General features: G+C 33.0%; 19 protein-coding genes. 10 read left to right on the top strand and 9 right to left on the bottom strand.

All coding sequences use genetic code 11. The annotated features are described in order from the left end of the window. Positions 1-4 precede the first annotated feature (4 nt). Positions 5-1,468: a RagB/SusD family nutrient uptake outer membrane protein gene (locus LO744_RS10710; RefSeq protein WP_230669256.1), complete on the top strand. Its 1,464-nt coding sequence runs from the start codon at positions 5-7 to the stop codon at positions 1,466-1,468. A 2-nt stretch (positions 1,469-1,470) separates the two neighbouring features. Beyond that, positions 1,471-2,901 carry a glycoside hydrolase family 30 protein gene (locus tag LO744_RS10705; protein ID WP_230669255.1) on the top strand — a complete coding sequence of 477 codons (1,431 nt, stop codon included), beginning with the start codon at positions 1,471-1,473 and terminating at the stop codon, positions 2,899-2,901. Between the two features lie 309 nt (positions 2,902-3,210). Here LO744_RS10705 and LO744_RS10700 read toward each other — a convergent pair whose 3' ends face one another. The 4 genes from LO744_RS10700 to LO744_RS10685 form a co-directional block, all read right to left on the bottom strand. Further along, entirely contained in the window at positions 3,211-4,020 is an 810-nt protein-coding gene (locus LO744_RS10700) for an enoyl-ACP reductase FabI (protein ID WP_191179599.1), read from the bottom strand. Positions 4,021-4,142: 122 nt separating this feature from the next. Continuing rightward, complete coding sequence (locus tag LO744_RS10695; RefSeq protein WP_230669254.1) at positions 4,143-4,442, bottom strand: hypothetical protein; 300 nt, start codon at positions 4,440-4,442, stop codon at positions 4,143-4,145. Between the two features lie 166 nt (positions 4,443-4,608). After that, a complete protein-coding gene (locus LO744_RS10690; protein ID WP_230669253.1) occupies positions 4,609-5,463 on the bottom strand; it encodes a nucleoside phosphorylase in 855 nt (284 codons plus the stop codon). A gap of 294 nt (positions 5,464-5,757) precedes the next feature. Next, positions 5,758-6,081 (bottom strand): translation initiation factor, encoded by a 324-nt coding sequence (locus LO744_RS10685; RefSeq protein WP_230669252.1) that lies wholly within the window; start codon positions 6,079-6,081, stop codon positions 5,758-5,760. Positions 6,082-6,465: 384 nt separating this feature from the next. Here LO744_RS10685 and gpmI point away from each other — a divergent pair, with 384 nt between their 5' ends. The 5 genes from gpmI (at position 6,466) to LO744_RS10660 (ending at position 11,400) form a co-directional block, all read left to right on the top strand. Then, positions 6,466-8,007 carry a 2,3-bisphosphoglycerate-independent phosphoglycerate mutase gene (gene gpmI, locus LO744_RS10680; protein ID WP_230669251.1) on the top strand — a complete coding sequence of 514 codons (1,542 nt, stop codon included), beginning with the start codon at positions 6,466-6,468 and terminating at the stop codon, positions 8,005-8,007. A gap of 148 nt (positions 8,008-8,155) precedes the next feature. After that, complete coding sequence (locus LO744_RS10675) at positions 8,156-9,136, top strand: acyl-ACP desaturase (RefSeq protein WP_230669250.1); 981 nt, start codon at positions 8,156-8,158, stop codon at positions 9,134-9,136. Between the two features lie 94 nt (positions 9,137-9,230). Further along, positions 9,231-9,662, top strand: a complete 432-nt coding sequence (locus LO744_RS10670; protein WP_230669249.1) for a BT0820 family HAD-type phosphatase — start codon at positions 9,231-9,233, stop codon at positions 9,660-9,662. A gap of 161 nt (positions 9,663-9,823) precedes the next feature. After that, positions 9,824-10,633 carry a type I methionyl aminopeptidase gene (gene map, locus LO744_RS10665; RefSeq protein ID WP_230669248.1) on the top strand — a complete coding sequence of 270 codons (810 nt, stop codon included), beginning with the start codon at positions 9,824-9,826 and terminating at the stop codon, positions 10,631-10,633. Further along, on the top strand, positions 10,633-11,400 hold the full coding sequence (locus LO744_RS10660) for a class I SAM-dependent methyltransferase (RefSeq protein WP_230669247.1): 768 nt from the start codon (positions 10,633-10,635) through the stop codon (positions 11,398-11,400). Before map ends, LO744_RS10660 begins: the two co-directional genes overlap by 1 nt. Positions 11,401-11,449: 49 nt before the next feature. Here the strand turns inward: LO744_RS10660 and LO744_RS10655 are convergent, their stop codons facing one another. The 3 genes from LO744_RS10655 to LO744_RS10645 form a co-directional block, all read right to left on the bottom strand. Beyond that, complete coding sequence (locus LO744_RS10655) at positions 11,450-12,154, bottom strand: T9SS type A sorting domain-containing protein (protein WP_230669246.1); 705 nt, start codon at positions 12,152-12,154, stop codon at positions 11,450-11,452. A gap of 41 nt (positions 12,155-12,195) precedes the next feature. Next, positions 12,196-12,522 (bottom strand): DMT family transporter, encoded by a 327-nt coding sequence (locus LO744_RS10650; protein WP_230669245.1) that lies wholly within the window; start codon positions 12,520-12,522, stop codon positions 12,196-12,198. Positions 12,523-12,697: 175 nt separating this feature from the next. Further along, positions 12,698-13,267, bottom strand: coding sequence for a Crp/Fnr family transcriptional regulator (locus tag LO744_RS10645; protein ID WP_230669244.1), 570 nt, complete (start codon positions 13,265-13,267; stop codon positions 12,698-12,700). Positions 13,268-13,509: 242 nt separating this feature from the next. Here LO744_RS10645 and era point away from each other — a divergent pair, with 242 nt between their 5' ends. After that, the gene (gene era, locus LO744_RS10640) at positions 13,510-14,385 is read left to right on the top strand and encodes a GTPase Era (RefSeq protein ID WP_079465058.1); all 876 of its coding nucleotides are present in this window, start codon (positions 13,510-13,512) and stop codon (positions 14,383-14,385) included. A gap of 69 nt (positions 14,386-14,454) precedes the next feature. Beyond that, positions 14,455-14,883 (top strand): DoxX family protein, encoded by a 429-nt coding sequence (locus tag LO744_RS10635; RefSeq protein ID WP_230669243.1) that lies wholly within the window; start codon positions 14,455-14,457, stop codon positions 14,881-14,883. Between the two features lie 117 nt (positions 14,884-15,000). Here LO744_RS10635 and fsa read toward each other — a convergent pair whose 3' ends face one another. Together fsa and LO744_RS10625 are read right to left on the bottom strand one after the other, a co-directional pair. Beyond that, positions 15,001-15,654, bottom strand: a complete 654-nt coding sequence (gene fsa, locus LO744_RS10630) for a fructose-6-phosphate aldolase (RefSeq protein WP_230669242.1) — start codon at positions 15,652-15,654, stop codon at positions 15,001-15,003. 178 nt (positions 15,655-15,832) lie between these two features. Then, positions 15,833-16,390 carry a tetratricopeptide repeat protein gene (locus tag LO744_RS10625; RefSeq protein ID WP_230669241.1) on the bottom strand — a complete coding sequence of 186 codons (558 nt, stop codon included), beginning with the start codon at positions 16,388-16,390 and terminating at the stop codon, positions 15,833-15,835. Positions 16,391-16,578: 188 nt separating this feature from the next. Between LO744_RS10625 and pepE the strand changes: the two genes are divergently transcribed. After that, on the top strand, positions 16,579-17,271 hold the full coding sequence (gene pepE / locus LO744_RS10620; protein WP_230669240.1) for a dipeptidase PepE: 693 nt from the start codon (positions 16,579-16,581) through the stop codon (positions 17,269-17,271). The last annotated feature ends 173 nt before the right edge of the window (positions 17,272-17,444 follow it).

Genomic DNA, 17,444 nt, shown 5'->3' with positions numbered 1-17,444 from the left:
TATTATGAAATTTAATAAAACAATATATTATTTTCTGTTGGGAACAACCTTAACTATAGGAACAACATCTTGTAGCGATTATTTGGATACAGAACCTTTAACTGACAGAGCAATTCCACTTTCAGACACCCCTTATAAAACAGCTGCAGAAGGTGAAAGTTTAATGTCAACTATTTATGCAGATTTAGGTAATGAATATTGGCAGCTAGATTATTTTTTTAACGGAGATGCACAAACTGAAATTGCTCATGCTGGAAGTGATAATATTCAAAATTTCCAAATTGATGAATACAGAATTATTGCTACCAACTCAAACGTTAACAGAGATTGGAACTACTTATTTACTTTTATTAACAACTGTAACAAAGTTTTAAATTATATAGATAATGTTCCTGATCCTTCTCTTACAAGTGCAAGAAAATCAGAAATGAAAGCTGAAGCGGCGATTATGCGAGCAATGTATAATTTCCAAGGTGTACAACTTTGGGGGGATTTCCCTCTGGTAACAAAAGCTGTAATTGGGGTAAATGATGAAAATTTCGAAGAAGTATATGACCAAGTATATCCAACAAGAAAACCTGTAAACGAAGTATATGCTCAAATTATCGCAGATTTGGAAGGTGCTTTAGCTAACGCACCGGCAAGTTCAAATAAATACAGAGCAACAAGAGGTTTAGCTTTATCTTTATTGGCAAAAGTGTATGCAACAAAACCTAATCCTGATTATACAAAAGTAATTGACTATACAACTCAGTTAATGGGACAAGGTTATTCATTACTTCCCGTTTATGACCAACTTTTTGACGGAAGTCATGAAGCCAACGCAGAATCTATTTTTGAATCTAACGGAAACGCAGGAAATCTTTGGGCATGGGGATCATCGATGTTTTACGGAACAGATTGGAAGAAATTTAATACGCCTTCTTATGACATCGTAAATACGTTCAATACTGAAAACGATAATGTAAGAAAAAATTCGAGCATTTGGGTTTCTCCTACTGCAGTTGGTTGGTCAGATAACTTTTGGCCGAGCGCAAGTTTTCCTTTCATGTATAAAATGAGAATTACCACAGGACATCAGAATTTCTATGTAATGAGGTATGCTGATTTGCTTTTAATTAGAGCTGAAGCTTTAGTTCGTCAAGGGAATTTTGCAGATGCTGCAACGTTGGTTAATCAAGTGAGAGGAAGAGCAAGCTCAAGTTTAGCTCCGGTTACCATTACCAGTACAGATGATGGGATTAATAAAATTCTTAAAGAAAGAAAATTAGAATTGGCATTTGAAGGTCACCGTTGGTTTGATTTGAAAAGAACAGGAAAAGCAATTTCTATACTTTCACAACAAAGAGATGCCAATGGAAATCTTCTGCCTTATGTCAATAATTTAAATCAAAACAGACTATTTTGGCCTATTCCACAGACTCAATTGGATAATAACCCGAATTTAACTCAAAATCCTGGATATTAAATATGTTAAATAAAAAATCATATAGTTTCTTTTTAAAGAGTACTGCACTGCTATTTAGCGGTGTGGTACTCTTACCTTTATCATCGTGTAAATCTGTAGCAAATACAGATAAAAAAGTTCAAATTTGGATGACCAAAGGCGATGAAAGCGTAAAATTGCAACAGCAAAATACATTAGCTTTTGTAAATATTTCTAATAATTTTCAGAATATTGAAATTGACGACACTCAGAAATTTCAATATATTGATGGTTTTGGGTATACATTAACGGGTGGAAGCGTAGAAGTAATCAATAGACTTTCACCTTCTAAAAGAAAAGCTTTATTAAACGAACTTTTTGGAAATGATAAAAACTCAATTTCCATTAGTTATTTAAGATTAAGCATTGGTGCGTCCGATTTAGATGGGGAAGTTTTTTCGTATGATGATTTACCGGAAGGTCAAACCGACCCTTCTCTTTCTAAATTCAGTTTGGAAAGAGACAAGGATTTGATTTCTATGTTAAAAGAAATTTTAGCCATTAATCCTAAAATTAAAATCATTGCTGCACCTTGGTCGCCGCCGGTTTGGATGAAAGATAATGGTAAATCAATTGGTGGAAGTTTAAAAACTGAATATTACGACGTATATGCAAAGTATTTTGTAAAATATATTCAGGGAATGCAGAAAGAAGGTATTACGATTGATGCTGTTACTCCTCAAAATGAACCTTTACATCCCGGAAATAACCCAAGTTTGCTAATGGTTTCAGATCAACAGAGAGATTTTATTAAGCAAAGTTTAGGGCCGATTTTTAAATCTAACAATATTAAAACGAAGATTGTTGTTTACGATCACAATTGCAACAAGCCGGAGTATGCTATCAATATTTTAAATGATGCGGAAGCTAATCAATACATTGATGGCTCTGCTTTTCATTTGTATGAAGGGGATATTTCAGCTTTAAGTACCGTTCACGATGCTCACCCCAATAAAAACCTTTATTTTACAGAGCAATGGACAGGTGCAAAAGGGACTTTCAATGAAGATTTAAATTGGCATACCAAAAACGTTGTCATTGGATCCATGAGAAACTGGAGTAAAATTGCTTTAGAATGGAATCTTGCGAATGACCCTCAATATAAACCACATACTCCGGGAGGATGTACAGAATGTAAAGGAGCGATTACGGTTTCAGACAGCGAAAATTTCACCAGAAATGTTGCATATTATATTATTGCTCATGCTTCAAAATTTGTTCCGGCAAATTCTCAGAGAATCGCCTCTACACAAACTGAAAACTTATCTACCGTTGCTTTTAAAACCCCGGCAGGAAAAACAGTTTTGATTGTTCAGAATTATAGTAAAACGGATGAAAATTTTAATATTAAATACAATCAAAAAACAGCTCCGGCTACATTGACTGGAAATTCTGTGGCAACCTATGTTTTTTAAATTAAGATTTAATTGCATTAAGATTGTCTTCTTTACTAATTAAAGAATATTTTCAATCCTTAAAATGATAAATAAAGTCCGCAAATATTTTTTGCGGACTTTGTTATTAATAAAATTAAATTTTAGTTTTTTTTAAAAACGTAAATATTTCAGGAGCGAGCTTCATAAGCGACTTGTCGCAAATCTTTGCCCCTTAAAATCAACCGTATTCAAAATAAAAACTTTGCGTTAAAATTTTCAAATAAACTTTCCAAAAAAAAATCCGAAACAAAATGTTTCGGATTTAATTATTTAGAGTGAAAATTTCACTTATTCAACATCATATTTGCTGATTACTTTCTGAGTAACTCCAGAACTGCTGAAACCTCCATCATGGAAAAGATTCTGCATCGTTACTTTCTTGGTTAAATCAGAGAAAAGAGTTACGCAATAATCTGCACATTCTAGAGCCGTCGCGTTACCAAGAGGAGACATATCTTCAGCATATCCTAAGAAACCTCCGAAACCTTTCACACCACTTCCTGCAGTAGTAGGAGTAGGAGACTGAGAAACCGTGTTTACACGTACTTTTCTTTCACCCCAATAGTTTCCGAAAGTTCTTGCAATACTTTCCAAATATGCTTTGTTATCAGACATATCGTTGTAATCTGGGAACGTTCTTTGAGCAGCGATATAAGTCAATGCTAAAATACTTCCCCATTCGTTCATACAGTTTTTTTCGTAAGCTACTCTCATTACTTTGTGGAAAGAAACCGCTGAGATATCCCAACCTTTCTCCAACCAATCGTAGTTCATTTCTGTATAATGCTTTCCTTTTCTCACGTTGATAGACATACCAATTGAGTGAAGAATAAAGTCGATTTTACCAAATTTTGCAACAGCAGCATCAAAAAGCTTTTCAAGGTCTTCAATAGAAGTTGCATCTGCACCGATTACCTCAGAACCTGTTTTTTCTGCTAAATCGTTTAATTCTCCCATTCTAAGAGCGATAGGAGCGTTTGACAGGATAAACTCTGCGCCTTCTTCGTGGCATCTTTCAGCAACTTTCCATGCGATAGATTGTTCATTAAGGGCTCCAAAAATAATTCCCTTCTTGCCTTTAAGTAAACCGTATGACATAATTTTTTAATGTTTATTAATTCACAAATGTAGCAATAATTTGTGTTTAGAACATAATAAAAAACGAAGCCTTCCTAAAAAGACTTCGTTTTTCTTTGATAATATATAAAAGACTAATAAATTTAGTTTGTTTTTTTGTTCCATTCTGCTTTTACATCTTCTGCAGCATCTTTAGTTTTCTCCCAAGCTTCATTGGCCCCATCTTTAATATCTTCCCATGCATCAGCAGCATTAGCTTTTACCCGGTCTAGCCAATCTTCATGTTTTGCTTCTTCATCATTATTTCTTTTCTCATTGATATAGTCTCTGGCTTTATCTGCCAAATCACTTATTTTCCACTTAGCATCAGATGCTGCATTTTTTAGAGAATTCTCTGTGTTATTTACTGCTTTTTCGGCTTTGTTGTAATCCTGATTTTCCATTATGTTAATATTTAAGTGTTATACTTATAGATTAAACAAGAACTATTCCCAAAAACAAATCATGCTGTTAAATTTTTCATAATGTTTGAAAAACATCTTTTAAAAAACAAGATGTTTATGATTATAAATAAAAAAGGATTTCAAATTCATGAAATCCTTTTCTGTGTTATTTTATGATTCTGTCGAGAACCCATTCTATCAAATTCTTTTCAGAAGCATGATGGTCTGATGAAAACTCACCACGTCTTCTGTTGGCAATTACATTATTTACCGTAATTGCTTTGTGCCCTAATAATTTTGAAAAAGCATAAATGGCTGAAGTTTCCATTTCAAAATTGGTAATTCCTAAATCGTTTAAGTTTTCCAAAAACTTTTCATCTAAAGCTTTTAAACGAAGCTGTCTTCCTTGCGGAGCATAAAAACCTGGGAAAGTAGCAGTATTTCCGTGATACTTTGCATCTTTATACAATTCTCCCAATTCTTCAGACCATTCAGAGAAATAAAGCATTGGCTTTATCTTTTCGTAAGGGAATTTTTCGAAGAAATTCTTAGAAAACTCATTTTCAAAATGATAATCTTGATAAAAATGCATCAAGCCGTCAAGACCTACCACATTTTGAGTAACCAGCATATTATCTACCTGTACATCAGGATTTACACTCCCACAAGTTCCCATTCTGAATAGTTCTAATGATTGATGTTCAGATTTAAATTCTTTCTGTTTCAAATCAATATTCACCAAAGCATCCAGCTCATTCATCACGATATCGATATTTTCGGTACCGATTCCTGTTGACATTACAGAAATTCTTTCGCCACGTAAAGTTCCTGTATGAGTGTAAAACTCTCTTTTATTTTTTTTAACTTCAATTTTATCAAAGTATTTTGAAACTTTTGGAACCCTGTCTGGGTCGCCCACCAAAATTATTTTAGTGGCGATATCTTCCGGTAATAGATTAAGGTGATATACACTTCCGTCTTCATTCAGAATCAATTCTGAAGCTGCAAGTTTATTTAGCATAATTATTTTATTAAAAAAGGAAGGTGAAGATAAGAATTTTGTTTTAATAAAGATAAATCAATCAAAAGATAATCTTTATTTAATTTAAGATTAAAACTCTCTTAATATTGAAATCTTAGATTTGTGTTTTTAATAATTACACTTTCTCTGTTGCTGTCGTCATGTTCTTTGTCGATGGCAATTTTTTTATTTATGAAATGTTGAAAATAATTTCCGGATAATATTTATGCCTCCTTTTCAGTTGTAAAGCTTTGAATTTATTCTATCACCTGCAACCTATGACCTAAATGTCATTTATCCACCAACTCTTTTGGTTTTATAACCCATATCTTTTAGAATCGCCATAATTTTATCACGGTTATCCCCTTGAATAATAATATTTCCGTCTTTTTCAGAACCACCAATTCCTAATGTTGTTTTTATTTTTTTTGAAATCTTCTTCAAATCATCTTCACTACCTTCCCAACCTTCAACGATGGTGACAGGTTTTCCGTTTCGTCCTTTTTTTTCAAATTTGCATACCAAAGGTTCTTTCTGCTTAAATTCTTCTTCGGGCATTTGAAAATCCTGCTCTTCGTGTTCAGGAAAAAGGTTTTTTAATTGGTCTCTAAAATCCATAAAACAAAATTAAAAATAATATTTATAATTCAAGATAATTTAATTTTAATCGTAAATAATATTTTAGTAATTCTAATTTGAAATCACGATTCTTAAGCAGAAAACTTGTTTAAACTTTTTATTTAACCACAAAGAACACAAAACATTTAGATATTTTTATTAAAGCTTATTTTTAAAATGAAAAAAGAACACATAAGTTCAAAGAATCTTTGATTTTTATTCTTTTGAGAGCTTTGAATATCTAAATAATATACATTTCAAATTTCTTTTGTCTCTTTTGCGGTTAAGCAAAAATTAGTTTAAACAGCTTTAAAATTTAAACATTGAAAATTCTTCAATTCACTTTAAAATCAATAAATTTGTTTGTTTAAAAATCAAATTAAAATGTCTAAAAAAGCAATATTAGCAATACTTGACGGTTGGGGTTTGGGAACAAATCCTGAAGTTTCGGCTTTAGCGCAAGCAAATACACCATTTATAGATAGTTGTTACCACAGATTTCCACATACAACTTTAGAAGCAAGCGGTTTGGCAGTAGGGCTACCCCTTGGTCAGATGGGGAATTCTGAAGTAGGACACATGAATTTGGGAGCAGGGAGAGTAGTGTACCAAAATTTGGTAAAGCTTAATATGGCTGTGGAAAATGGAACTTTAGGACAGGAGAAAGTAATTCAGGAGGCTTTTGCTTACGCTAAAAGAGAAAATAAAAATGTACACTTTATTGGCTTGGTTTCCAATGGGGGAGTACACTCACATATCAATCATTTAAAAGGACTTTTATCCGCAGCAAAAGATTTTGGTTTAAATGAAAACGTTTACGTTCACGCATTTACTGACGGTAGAGATTGCGACCCGCTTTCAGGATTGGGTTTTATTGAAGAGCTTCAAAATCATATGGCGCAAACTACAGGGCATCTTGCATCGGTTACGGGTAGATATTATGCAATGGATCGTGATAGGAGATGGGAGCGTGTAAAATTGGCTTATGACGCAATGGTTGAAGGTGTAGGTTTGCAAACGACAAACGCATTGGCTGCCATAAAAGCTTCTTATGATGAAAATATCACTGATGAGTTTATTAAGCCTATTATTTTGGTGAAAGAAACTCAGATTGGAAACGTTGTTCCTGTAGGGAAAATCGTTGATAATGATGTCGTGATTTGCTTCAATTTCCGTACAGACAGAGGTCGCGAGATTACAGAGGTACTTTGTCAGCACGATATGCCCGACTATTTTATGCGAAAACTAGATTTACATTATGTTACATTGACTAATTATGATAAAACATACGAGAATGTAAATGTGGTTTTTGATGAAGAAGTTTTAAAAGATACGATGGGAGAAGTTTTAGAAAGAAACGGAAAAACCCAGATTAGAATTGCAGAAACTGAAAAATATCCACACGTCACCTTTTTCTTTTCTGGCGGTCGTGAAGAGGTATTCCATGGAGAGAAAAGATTGCTTTGCCCAAGTCCGAAAGACGTTCCTACGTACGATTTGAAGCCTGAAATGTCTGCGTATGAAATCACAAATTCTATTTTACCGGAATTGGAAAATGAAACTGCAGATTTTATTTGTTTAAATTTTGCAAATACTGATATGGTAGGTCATACAGGAGTTTTTGAAGCGGCTGTAAAAGCTGCCGAAACCGTAGATAAATGCATTGAGAAAGTAGCGACAATGGCTTACGAGCACGGTTATGCCGTTTTCATTTTAGCAGACCATGGTAATTCTGATGTAATGATGAATCCGGATGGTTCTCCAAACACACAGCATTCAACCAACTTGGTTCCTTTAATTGTGATGGATAAAGATAAAAACTGGAATTTAAAACCCGGGAAGTTAGGAGATATGGCTCCAACTATTTTACACACAATGGGCATTGAAATTCCTGCAGTAATGACAGGAGATATTTTAGTAAGCTAAGGTGAATAATAATATTGAAAAAACACCGTTATTCTAGTAATAGCGGTGTTTTTTTATGATTTATGTCAGAATTATTATGACTTACATATTATCTTATGTTGTAAATAACAAATAAATCATATATTTGTAAATTATAAATTTATTTTTGATGTATAATGCTCTCGTAAGAAAAGAAGTAATGGGTATTTTGGAAAAGGAAGTCGGTTCTTTTCTCGATAAGTTTTTGACTCCAATTGAGAAAATCTGGCAACCTTCAGATTATCTACCAGATCCTTCAAGCTCTGATTTTAAATATGACTTAGAAGAAATTCAAACTTTCGCTCAAGAAATGCCTTATGATCTTTTTGTAACATTGATCGGGGATTGTATTACTGAAGAAGCTTTACCTTCTTACGAATCTTGGCTAATGAGTGTTGAAGGAATTGATCAAGAAAAAAGCGGACCAACCTGGGCAAGCTGGATAAGATCTTGGACTGCCGAAGAAAACAGACACGGTGATTTACTTGGAAAATATCTGTACTTATGTGGTAGAGTAAACATGAGACAAATGGAAATTACTACCCAATATCTAATTAGTGATGGTTTTGATATCGGAACCAGTATGGATCCTTATAGAAATTTTATTTATACAAGCTTCCAGGAAACTGCAACTAATGTTTCGCACAGAAGAGTAGGCACTTTAGCTAAACAGACAGGAAACGGCAAACTGGCGAAAATGTGTGGTGTAATTGCTGCAGATGAAGCAAGACACGCAAAAGCATACAAGCATTTCGTAGCTAAAATTTTAGAATTAGACCCTTCTGAAATGATTTTGGCATTTGAAGATATGATGCGTAAAAAAATCGTTATGCCAGCACATATGATGAGACAGTCTGGTCAGAAAGCAGGTGAACTGTGGGGTCATTTTTCTGATGCAGCACAAAGATGTATGGTATACACCGGTCAGGATTATATCAACATCATGAAAGATCTTCTTGATGAATGGAAAATTGAGCATGTTACAGGTCTTACTGAAAAAGCAGAGAAAGCTCAGGAGTACCTAATTAAGCTTCCTTCGAGATTACAAAAAATTACCGATAGAATTTCTACTCCAGATTTACAGTTTGAGTTTAACTGGGTAAAAAAATAATAAGATTTTAACAATAAATTATAAATTGAAGTGCCGGATGTTTTTCGGCACTTTTATTTATTTAGTATCTTTGCCCAGCTAAAAACGCAACAAAATGTTAAATAATAAAAAAATTGCTGTTGATTTCGACGGAACTATCGTAGACGACGCCTATCCTGCAATTGGGAAAACTAAAATTTTCGCTTTCGAAACACTTAAAAAACTTCAGGCTCAAGGTTTTAGATTGATACTTTGGACGTACAGACATGGTAAAGCTTTGGACGAGGCTGTAGAGTTCTGCAAAAAGAATGGTATTGAGTTCTACGCAATTAACTCAAGCTTTGAAGGAGAAGTTTTTGATTCTGGAACTCAGTCGAGAAAATTGGATGCAGATTGGTTTATCGACGACAGAAACTTAGGTGGCTTTCCTGGATGGGGAGAGATTTATAATATCATCAACGAAAGAATAGAGTTCCGAGTAGAAGGTAATGAGGTTTTAGCATATTCAAAACTAAAAAAAGAAAAGAAAAAAGGACTTTTCTGGTAAGATTTGAGAAATTAGAAGTTAGATGTTAAAAATTAGTTTTAATATAACTTCTAATAATTTTATCAAGAAAGTAAAGATGTTTAGAGTTAAAAGATTTATTCATAAAGTTGAAAATCTAATATCTAATATCTAGCATCTAATATCTAAATCTATATTAAAAAATGATTCAATTAAAAACAATAGACGAGCTTCGTCTTATGAAAGAAAGTGCTCAATTGGTTTCTAGAACATTAGGAATGTTGGCAAAAGAAATCAAACCGGGAATTACTACTTTATATTTAGATAAATTAGCGCACGATTTTATTAAAGATCACGGTGCTGAACCAGCATTTTTAGGATACGGAGGTTTTCCGAATTCTTTGTGTATTTCACCCAACGAGCAAGTGGTACACGGCTTTCCTAATAAAGACGAAATCAAAGAAGGAGATATACTTTCTGTAGATTGTGGTGCGATTCTTAATGGTTACGTAGGTGATCACGCATATACTTTTGAAATTGGTGAAGTAAACCCTGAAACCAAAAAATTACTGAAAGTTGCCAAAGAATCTCTTTACAAAGGAATTGAGCAGTGTATCAGAGGAAAAAGAATAGGTGATATCTCTCACGCGATCCAAAGTCATTGTGAAAAAGAAGGCTATGGAGTCGTAAAAGAGCTTGTTGGTCATGGTTTAGGAAAGAAAATGCACGAAGATCCTCAGGTTCCAAATTACGGGAAACAAGGTAGCGGAAAAGTCATCAAAGATGGTTTGGCAATCGCTATCGAACCGATGATTAACTTAGGAACTGAAAAAGTAAAATTCCATAATGACGGATGGACGGTTACAACACTTGATAATCAGCCTTCTGCGCATTTTGAGCATGATGTTTGTGTAATCAATGGTAAACCGGTTTTACTGTCAACTTTCGATTATATTTACGAAGCTTTAGGCATTGTAAGTGATGAAGAAAAGCCATTTCAATTGGATTTTTAATGAAAAAGCTGACTAAGTTTTTATTAAATAAAATCCCTCGTCCTATACTTATTAAGATGAGTATTTGGGCGCGTCCGTTGATTTATCAATTTTTCAAAGGTGATAAGTTTTACGATCCTATCGATGGTAAATCTTATCGTAAATTTCTTCCTTACGGTTACGGAAAGCAAAGAGAAAACGCTTTGTCTCCGGGAACGTTAAGTCTAGAAAGACACCGTCAAATGTATCTTTATCTTCAAAATGAAACCGATTTTTTCATTAAAAACTATAAAGTTCTTCATATTGCTCCCGAACAGGAATTTTTGAGAAAATTTAAAAGAATGAGCAATCTCAACTATATTTCTGCCGATTTATATTCGCCGATTGTAGATGTGAAAGCAGATATTTTAGATTTACCTTTTGAAAATGAAAGTTTTGACATTATCTTCTGTAATCATGTTTTAGAGCATATTCAGGATGATGCAAAAGCGATGAGCGAGCTATATAGAGTGATGAAACCCGGAGGTTGGGGTATTTTGCAGGTTCCTATGAAAAATTCTTTGGAGAAAACCTATGAAGATTTCACCATTACCGACCCGAAAGAACGCCAAAAACACTTCGGTCAATACGATCACGTTCGTTGGTATGGTATGGATTATTTTGACCGACTTAAAGATGCCGGTTTTGAAGTGGAAGCTAATTTTTACTCACAACAGTTTTCTAATTCAGAAATAAAAAAATATGGTTTAAGACTCAACGAAATTTTACCCATCGTTTTAAAGAAATAACAAAAACGGCTTCAGATTTTGAAGCCGTTTTTGTTTGATAAGTTGAAATTTATTTCTTAATAAAAAATTCAGGTTTAAAGTTTTCGATACTTAAAATATATTGACCTTTTTGAAAATCTGTAGTATTGATTTTTAATTCTTTACCTGAAGATAATGTTTCATACAACACCTTACCAGATAAATCAAAAATCTTAACATTTAAATTCTTTTCTACATCTTCCACAATTAAAAAGTCACTCGTCGGATTCGGAAATATTCTAGCTTTTTTCTTAAGAGCGCTTTCTTTTGTCCCAAGAAATGAATTGTTATATACTATTTTATCTCCTGTGGTCGCATTTGTTATAGTGAGTGTTTTTGAACTGCCACTATTCATAATCTGATAATTGTAAATGTTTCCTACAGGTGCATTAAAATAAAATTCCCAATTTTTTTGATCATAACTCTGCGCTGCAGCAGCATTTGTACCATTGTATACTAATAATGTTACTGCTGTTCCATGTCGGGTAAAACTGTCTGTAACTGTATTAAACGTAATGCTCGAACCTGCAGAATTATAGTACGAAGAAACAAAACTATAGCCACTGCTTCCATTATTTTGGAAAAGAGAAGATGCAATCGGCAATTCCATTATCGGACTATTAACCGTCTGATTGGCAATTGTTATTTGTGAAATGTACCAATTATTATTAAAAAGCTCAGCATTTTGCCCAAACAAAGAGCAACTGATGAATAGAAAGAATAATTTTGTTTTCATAGAAAAGTTTTTCCCAAATATAAGAAATATACCTTTTACTTTTAATGAGAAACAGCTTTCAAACCAATTACAGAACCAATTAATGTAGAAATGAAGAATATCCTCCAGAAACTTGCAGGGTCTTTAAATACTAAAATCCCTACCAAAGCGGTTCCTACAGCGCCAATTCCGGTCCAGACTGCATAAGCGGTTCCGATAGGTAATGTTTCTGTAGCTTTGATAAGCAAAAGCATACTGATGATGAGACAAACCAAAAATCCTCCAAACCACCAATACATTTCGTTTCCGGTTGTTTCTTTTACTTTTCCGAGGCATGATGCAAAAGCCACCTCAAATAATCCTGCAATGATTAAAATAATCCAGTTCATTGATATAATTTTATACTGCAAAATTGAGGTTTTAAAGTGAAATAAAATTTTACAAATGTTAAAAATGAAATTTATTTCTAAGGTTTTTTTGATAAATACAATGAAAAACTCCCGCAGATTTAGCTAATTAAGCAAATTTTTTATCTGAGTCATCTGCTCAATCTGCGAAAATAATTTAATAATGCTTAATTTCTGCTCGAATTCTACTCAAACTTACCTGAGAAATTCCCAAATAAGAAGCAATATAACCAAGCTGAACTCGCTGCAGCAGATAAGGTTTTTCTTTTAGCAAGTCTTTATACCTTTCCATTGCAGTTTTATATTGCCTGGAAATGATTAATTCTTCAGTTTTTACAAGCTCGTGTTCTGCAAATTTCCGACCCCAATTTGCAATGTGAATGTCTTCATTATAAAGCGTTTTAAGCTTACTGGTTTCCAATCTGTAAAATTCGCAGTCTTCCAAAAGTTCTATATTTTCATAGCCCGGTTTTTCATCGACATAACTTTTCATCGAAACAATGGTTTCGCCTTCAGTTCCAAACCAAAAAGTGATGTCGTTATTTTCTGTAGAAGCATAGGCGCGCACGATTCCTTTCTTTAAAAAATAGAGGTAAGGAATCACTTTATTGGCTTCCATCAGGCAAAATCCTTTAGGATAGCTTACTTCAGAAATATGCTGTATTAAGCTTTCATTAGAAGCTTTCGGAAGAGGATATATCGTATCAATAATTTCTTTAATATTCATCAGAATAATTTGTTTGGAATTAATAGCAGAATTTCCAATCATATCAAAATAGCTAATTAAAATCAAATCTTTTACAATCTTAAAAAGTATTTAGCATGGATAATACTTTTGAGACTTTGAGATATTTAAATTTATTTCAAAAATAAACTTTTTTAAGCATCTAATTTTCCAATATTAAACGAAAGACCGATTTTGTTTTACTAACTTTGCAGATTGTAATAAAAACGACTTAATTTTTATATATGCATAAAGCAGGATTTGTAAATATCGTTGGAAAGCCAAATGCCGGAAAATCTACCCTTCTTAATCAATTGATGGGAGAGAAGCTGGCTATTGTTACACAAAAGGCTCAGACAACCCGACATAGAATTTTTGGAATTTATAATGAAGAAGACTTGCAGATTGTATTTTCTGACACTCCGGGAGTTTTAGACCCAAAATACGGTTTGCAGGAAAAAATGATGGATTTTGTAAAAGATTCTTTACAAGATGCAGACGTTTTTCTTTTTATTGTAGATGTTACCGATAAAGCAGAACCCTCAGAATTTTTAATTGATAAACTAAATAAAATTCCGGTACCGGTTTTATTATTATTAAATAAAATTGATCAAACCAACCAAGAAGGCCTTGAAAAAATTGCGACTGAATGGCACGAGAGAATTCCTAAAGCTGAAATTCTTCCTATTTCTGCGTTAAATGCTTTCAACCTTGACATTATTCTACCGAAATTAAAATCAATGTTACCCGAAAGTCCGGCATACTACGATAAAGATATGTATACCGACAAACCGGAGCGTTTCTTTGTAAACGAAGCTATCAGAGAGAAAATTCTTTTAAATTACGAGAAAGAGATTCCTTATTCTGTAGAAGTGGTAACGGAAATGTTTAAGGAAAAAGAAGGGATTATCTTCATAGATTCTATTATTTATGTAGAAAGAGATACCCAAAAAGGAATTATCATCGGACATAAAGGTGAGGCTATAAAAAAAGTAGGAACAGAAGCTAGAATTGATTTGGAGAAGTTTTTCTCAAAAAAAATTCACCTGAATCTTTTTGTAAAAGTGAAAAAAGATTGGCGAAAAAATGACAGAGATTTAAAGAATTTTGGATACAGATAGACTAAAACATCTCTATTCATCGTTGTATTAACGGATATTTTTATTAACTTTAGTTAAAATTTTCAGTCAATGAGCTATTCAAACACAAAAACGAATCCAATAATTTTCGATATTGTATTACTTATAGTAAGATTGTTTATAGGATTTGCGATGATTTCGCATGGATTTCCCAAACTTCAGGATTTAATTAATGGTGTTGAAAAACCTTTTTATGATTTTATCGGGCTTGGTCCGAAAATTTCTTTAATATTAACGGTTTTTGCTGAGTTTGTGTGTTCCATTTTTATTATTCTTGGTTTATTTACAAGAATTGCTTCAGGATTTTTAATCTTTACGATGGCTATTGCGGCATTTGTAGTTCATGGAGCAGACGGTTTTGACAAACGAGAATTAAGTTTATTGTATCTTTCAATTTACTTAATCATCATTTCATTTGGAGCCGGAAGATTTTCAATTGATGGAATGATTGAAAAACGCAGAAGAGCTAATGACTGGTAACGTCAATTTGTTATAAAATAAAATCCCGAAACATTTTGTTTCGGGATTTTTTATGTGAATTTGAAATATTTTATTCAATGAACGAATATCAAATCTCAAACTTCAGATTTCAAATTCTTACGCTAATTTTTGAGAATCTGCAACAAACTGAGCCAAACCGCTGTCTGTCAAAGGGTGTTTCAACAAACTCAAGATTGGAGGAAGCGGTGAAGTAATAACATCAGCACCGATTTTTGCACAGTCAATAATGTGCATTGAATGACGGATAGAAGCTGCTAAAATTTCAGTGTCATACATATAGTTATCAAAAATTAATCTGATTTCTTTGATTAGGTTTAAACCATCTGTAGTAATGTCATCTAATCTTCCTAAGAAAGGAGAAACGTAAGTAGCACCCGCTTTAGCTGCTAAAAGAGCTTGTCCTGGAGAGAAAATCAAAGTACAGTTGGTTTTGATACCTTTATCAGAAAAATATTTTAAAGCTTTAATTCCGTCTTTAATCATCGGGATTTTCACGACAATATTCGGGTGAATTGCAGCCAATTCATCACCTTCTTTAATCATTTCTTCATACGTTGTAGAAAGTACTTCAGCAGAAATATCTCCATCTACAATTTCGCAAATCGCTTTGTAATGGTTGTTAATAGCTTCAGTTCCCCTAATTCCTTCTTTAGCCATTAATGATGGATTGGTTGTTACTCCATCCAAAATACCAAGGTCTTTTGCTTCTTTAATTTGCTCTAAATTAGCAGTGTCAATAAAAAATTTCATTTTCTTTAAATAGATTTAATTTCGTAAAGATAAACATTCCATTTTGAGTGCGAAATTAATTTATGAATTACAAGATTTAACATTCAAAATCACCTTCTTTTTGAAGACCACCTGTATAATCATACCTTTAAAAACAATTAAAAAACCGAAGAAATTAAATGCTTCGGTTTTTTAATGTTTATGAATTAAGAACTTGACTTAATTTTACAGCATCCTGATTACTCGGGTCATACTGAATTGATTTTGCGACATACTCTTTTGCTTTATCAGTGTTGCCTTTTTGCTCATTAAAAGCAATGAAATAATAAGCGTATGCAAGATTTTTTTTACTTGTTTCAATCTCTTCCGGTTTTACGGTAGAAATATATTTTTCATAAGAAAGTTTGGCATTCAAATCATCTTTTGCAGACTGATAAGAATAGGCCTGACTGTAATAAGATGGAGACCAATCAGGTAAGAGTACTGATATTTTTTTCCACGTAGCAATTGCATTTTGCCAATCTGTAGCATCCTGATATGCAGTGGCTAATTTTGCTAGAGATTCTGCATCGTTGGGGTTGGTCTCAACTTGTTTTTTTAAACCTTCAATTACAGGATTGGTTGGTACCTGAGTTGTAGAAGCAACGACTTTTACACTATCAGTTTTCGGAGTGGTTTGGGCCACAAAAGCTCCTGTACTTCCTATCATTATTAAAGCTACAAATAGTTGTTTCGTATTAATTTTAATCGTTTTCATATTATTTTACATATTTAAAATTGTAGCTGTTGAAGTTCAAGAATAATTCCACAAAAGGCAAAGTTTTAGATTTCTTAAGTTTTTTTTGAACGTATTAACAGTTAGAAGACTTTTTTTAGCGTATTTTTTGATTTTTAGCTTCTTTGAGTTTATCTTTGTTTCATAACAACCTTATTATATTTCATCTTATGAATGTATTATTAGCCTCAACGTCTACACTTTTTGGTGGAGAATATCTTGAATATTTAAAAGAAGAACTCATTGATTTATATAAAGGAATTGATGAAATTATCTTCATTCCTTTTGCAAGACCGGGAGGTATTTCGCATGATGATTACACCGCAAAGGCAAAGTCTTTTTTTGAAACTATTAATATTAAAGTGAAAGGTCTGCATGAATTTGATGATGAAATTGAAGCTTTAGATTCAGCAAAAGGATATTTTACGGGTGGTGGAAACACTTTTTTACTGGTTAAAACGTTGCATGAAGAAAATCTAATGTCAGCTTTAAAACAAAACATAGAAAGCGGAAAAGCCTATTTAGGTTGCAGCGCAGGAAGTAACATTGGCGGACAAAACATGAAAACGACGAATGATATGCCGATTGTTTATCCTCCAAGTTTTGATTGTATGGGATTGGTTCCGTTTAATATCAATCCACATTATTTAGATCCTAATCCTGATTTGAAACATAACGGAGAAACCCGAGAAACAAGAATTAAAGAATTTTTAACGCAAAACGACATCAAAGTTGTAGGACTTCGCGAAGGAAACTGGATTAGAAAAATTGGCAATAAAATTACCGTTGAAGGAAATGAACTGACCAGAATTTTTGAAAAAGATAAAGAACCTTACGAGATTGAAGCCGGAAGCGAACTTTAAAACGATTAGTTCTTCGCCAAAAACTGCGGATGAAATTATGTATTGTGACAAATAACCGACATTTATGAAGTTATTCATTTATTTTAACATTAAGAGCGATTAAGATTAAAGAAAAATTAAGTAGAGCTTCGTTTTAAGTGTTCCGATAAATAAAATCTTTGATTTTTCGCTTA

It is taken from the genome of Chryseobacterium turcicum (assembly GCF_021010565.1).
In the GTDB taxonomy this organism is placed as follows: Bacteria; Bacteroidota; Bacteroidia; order Flavobacteriales; family Weeksellaceae; genus Chryseobacterium; species Chryseobacterium turcicum.
This window is presented reverse-complemented; position numbering and strand designations above follow the sequence as displayed.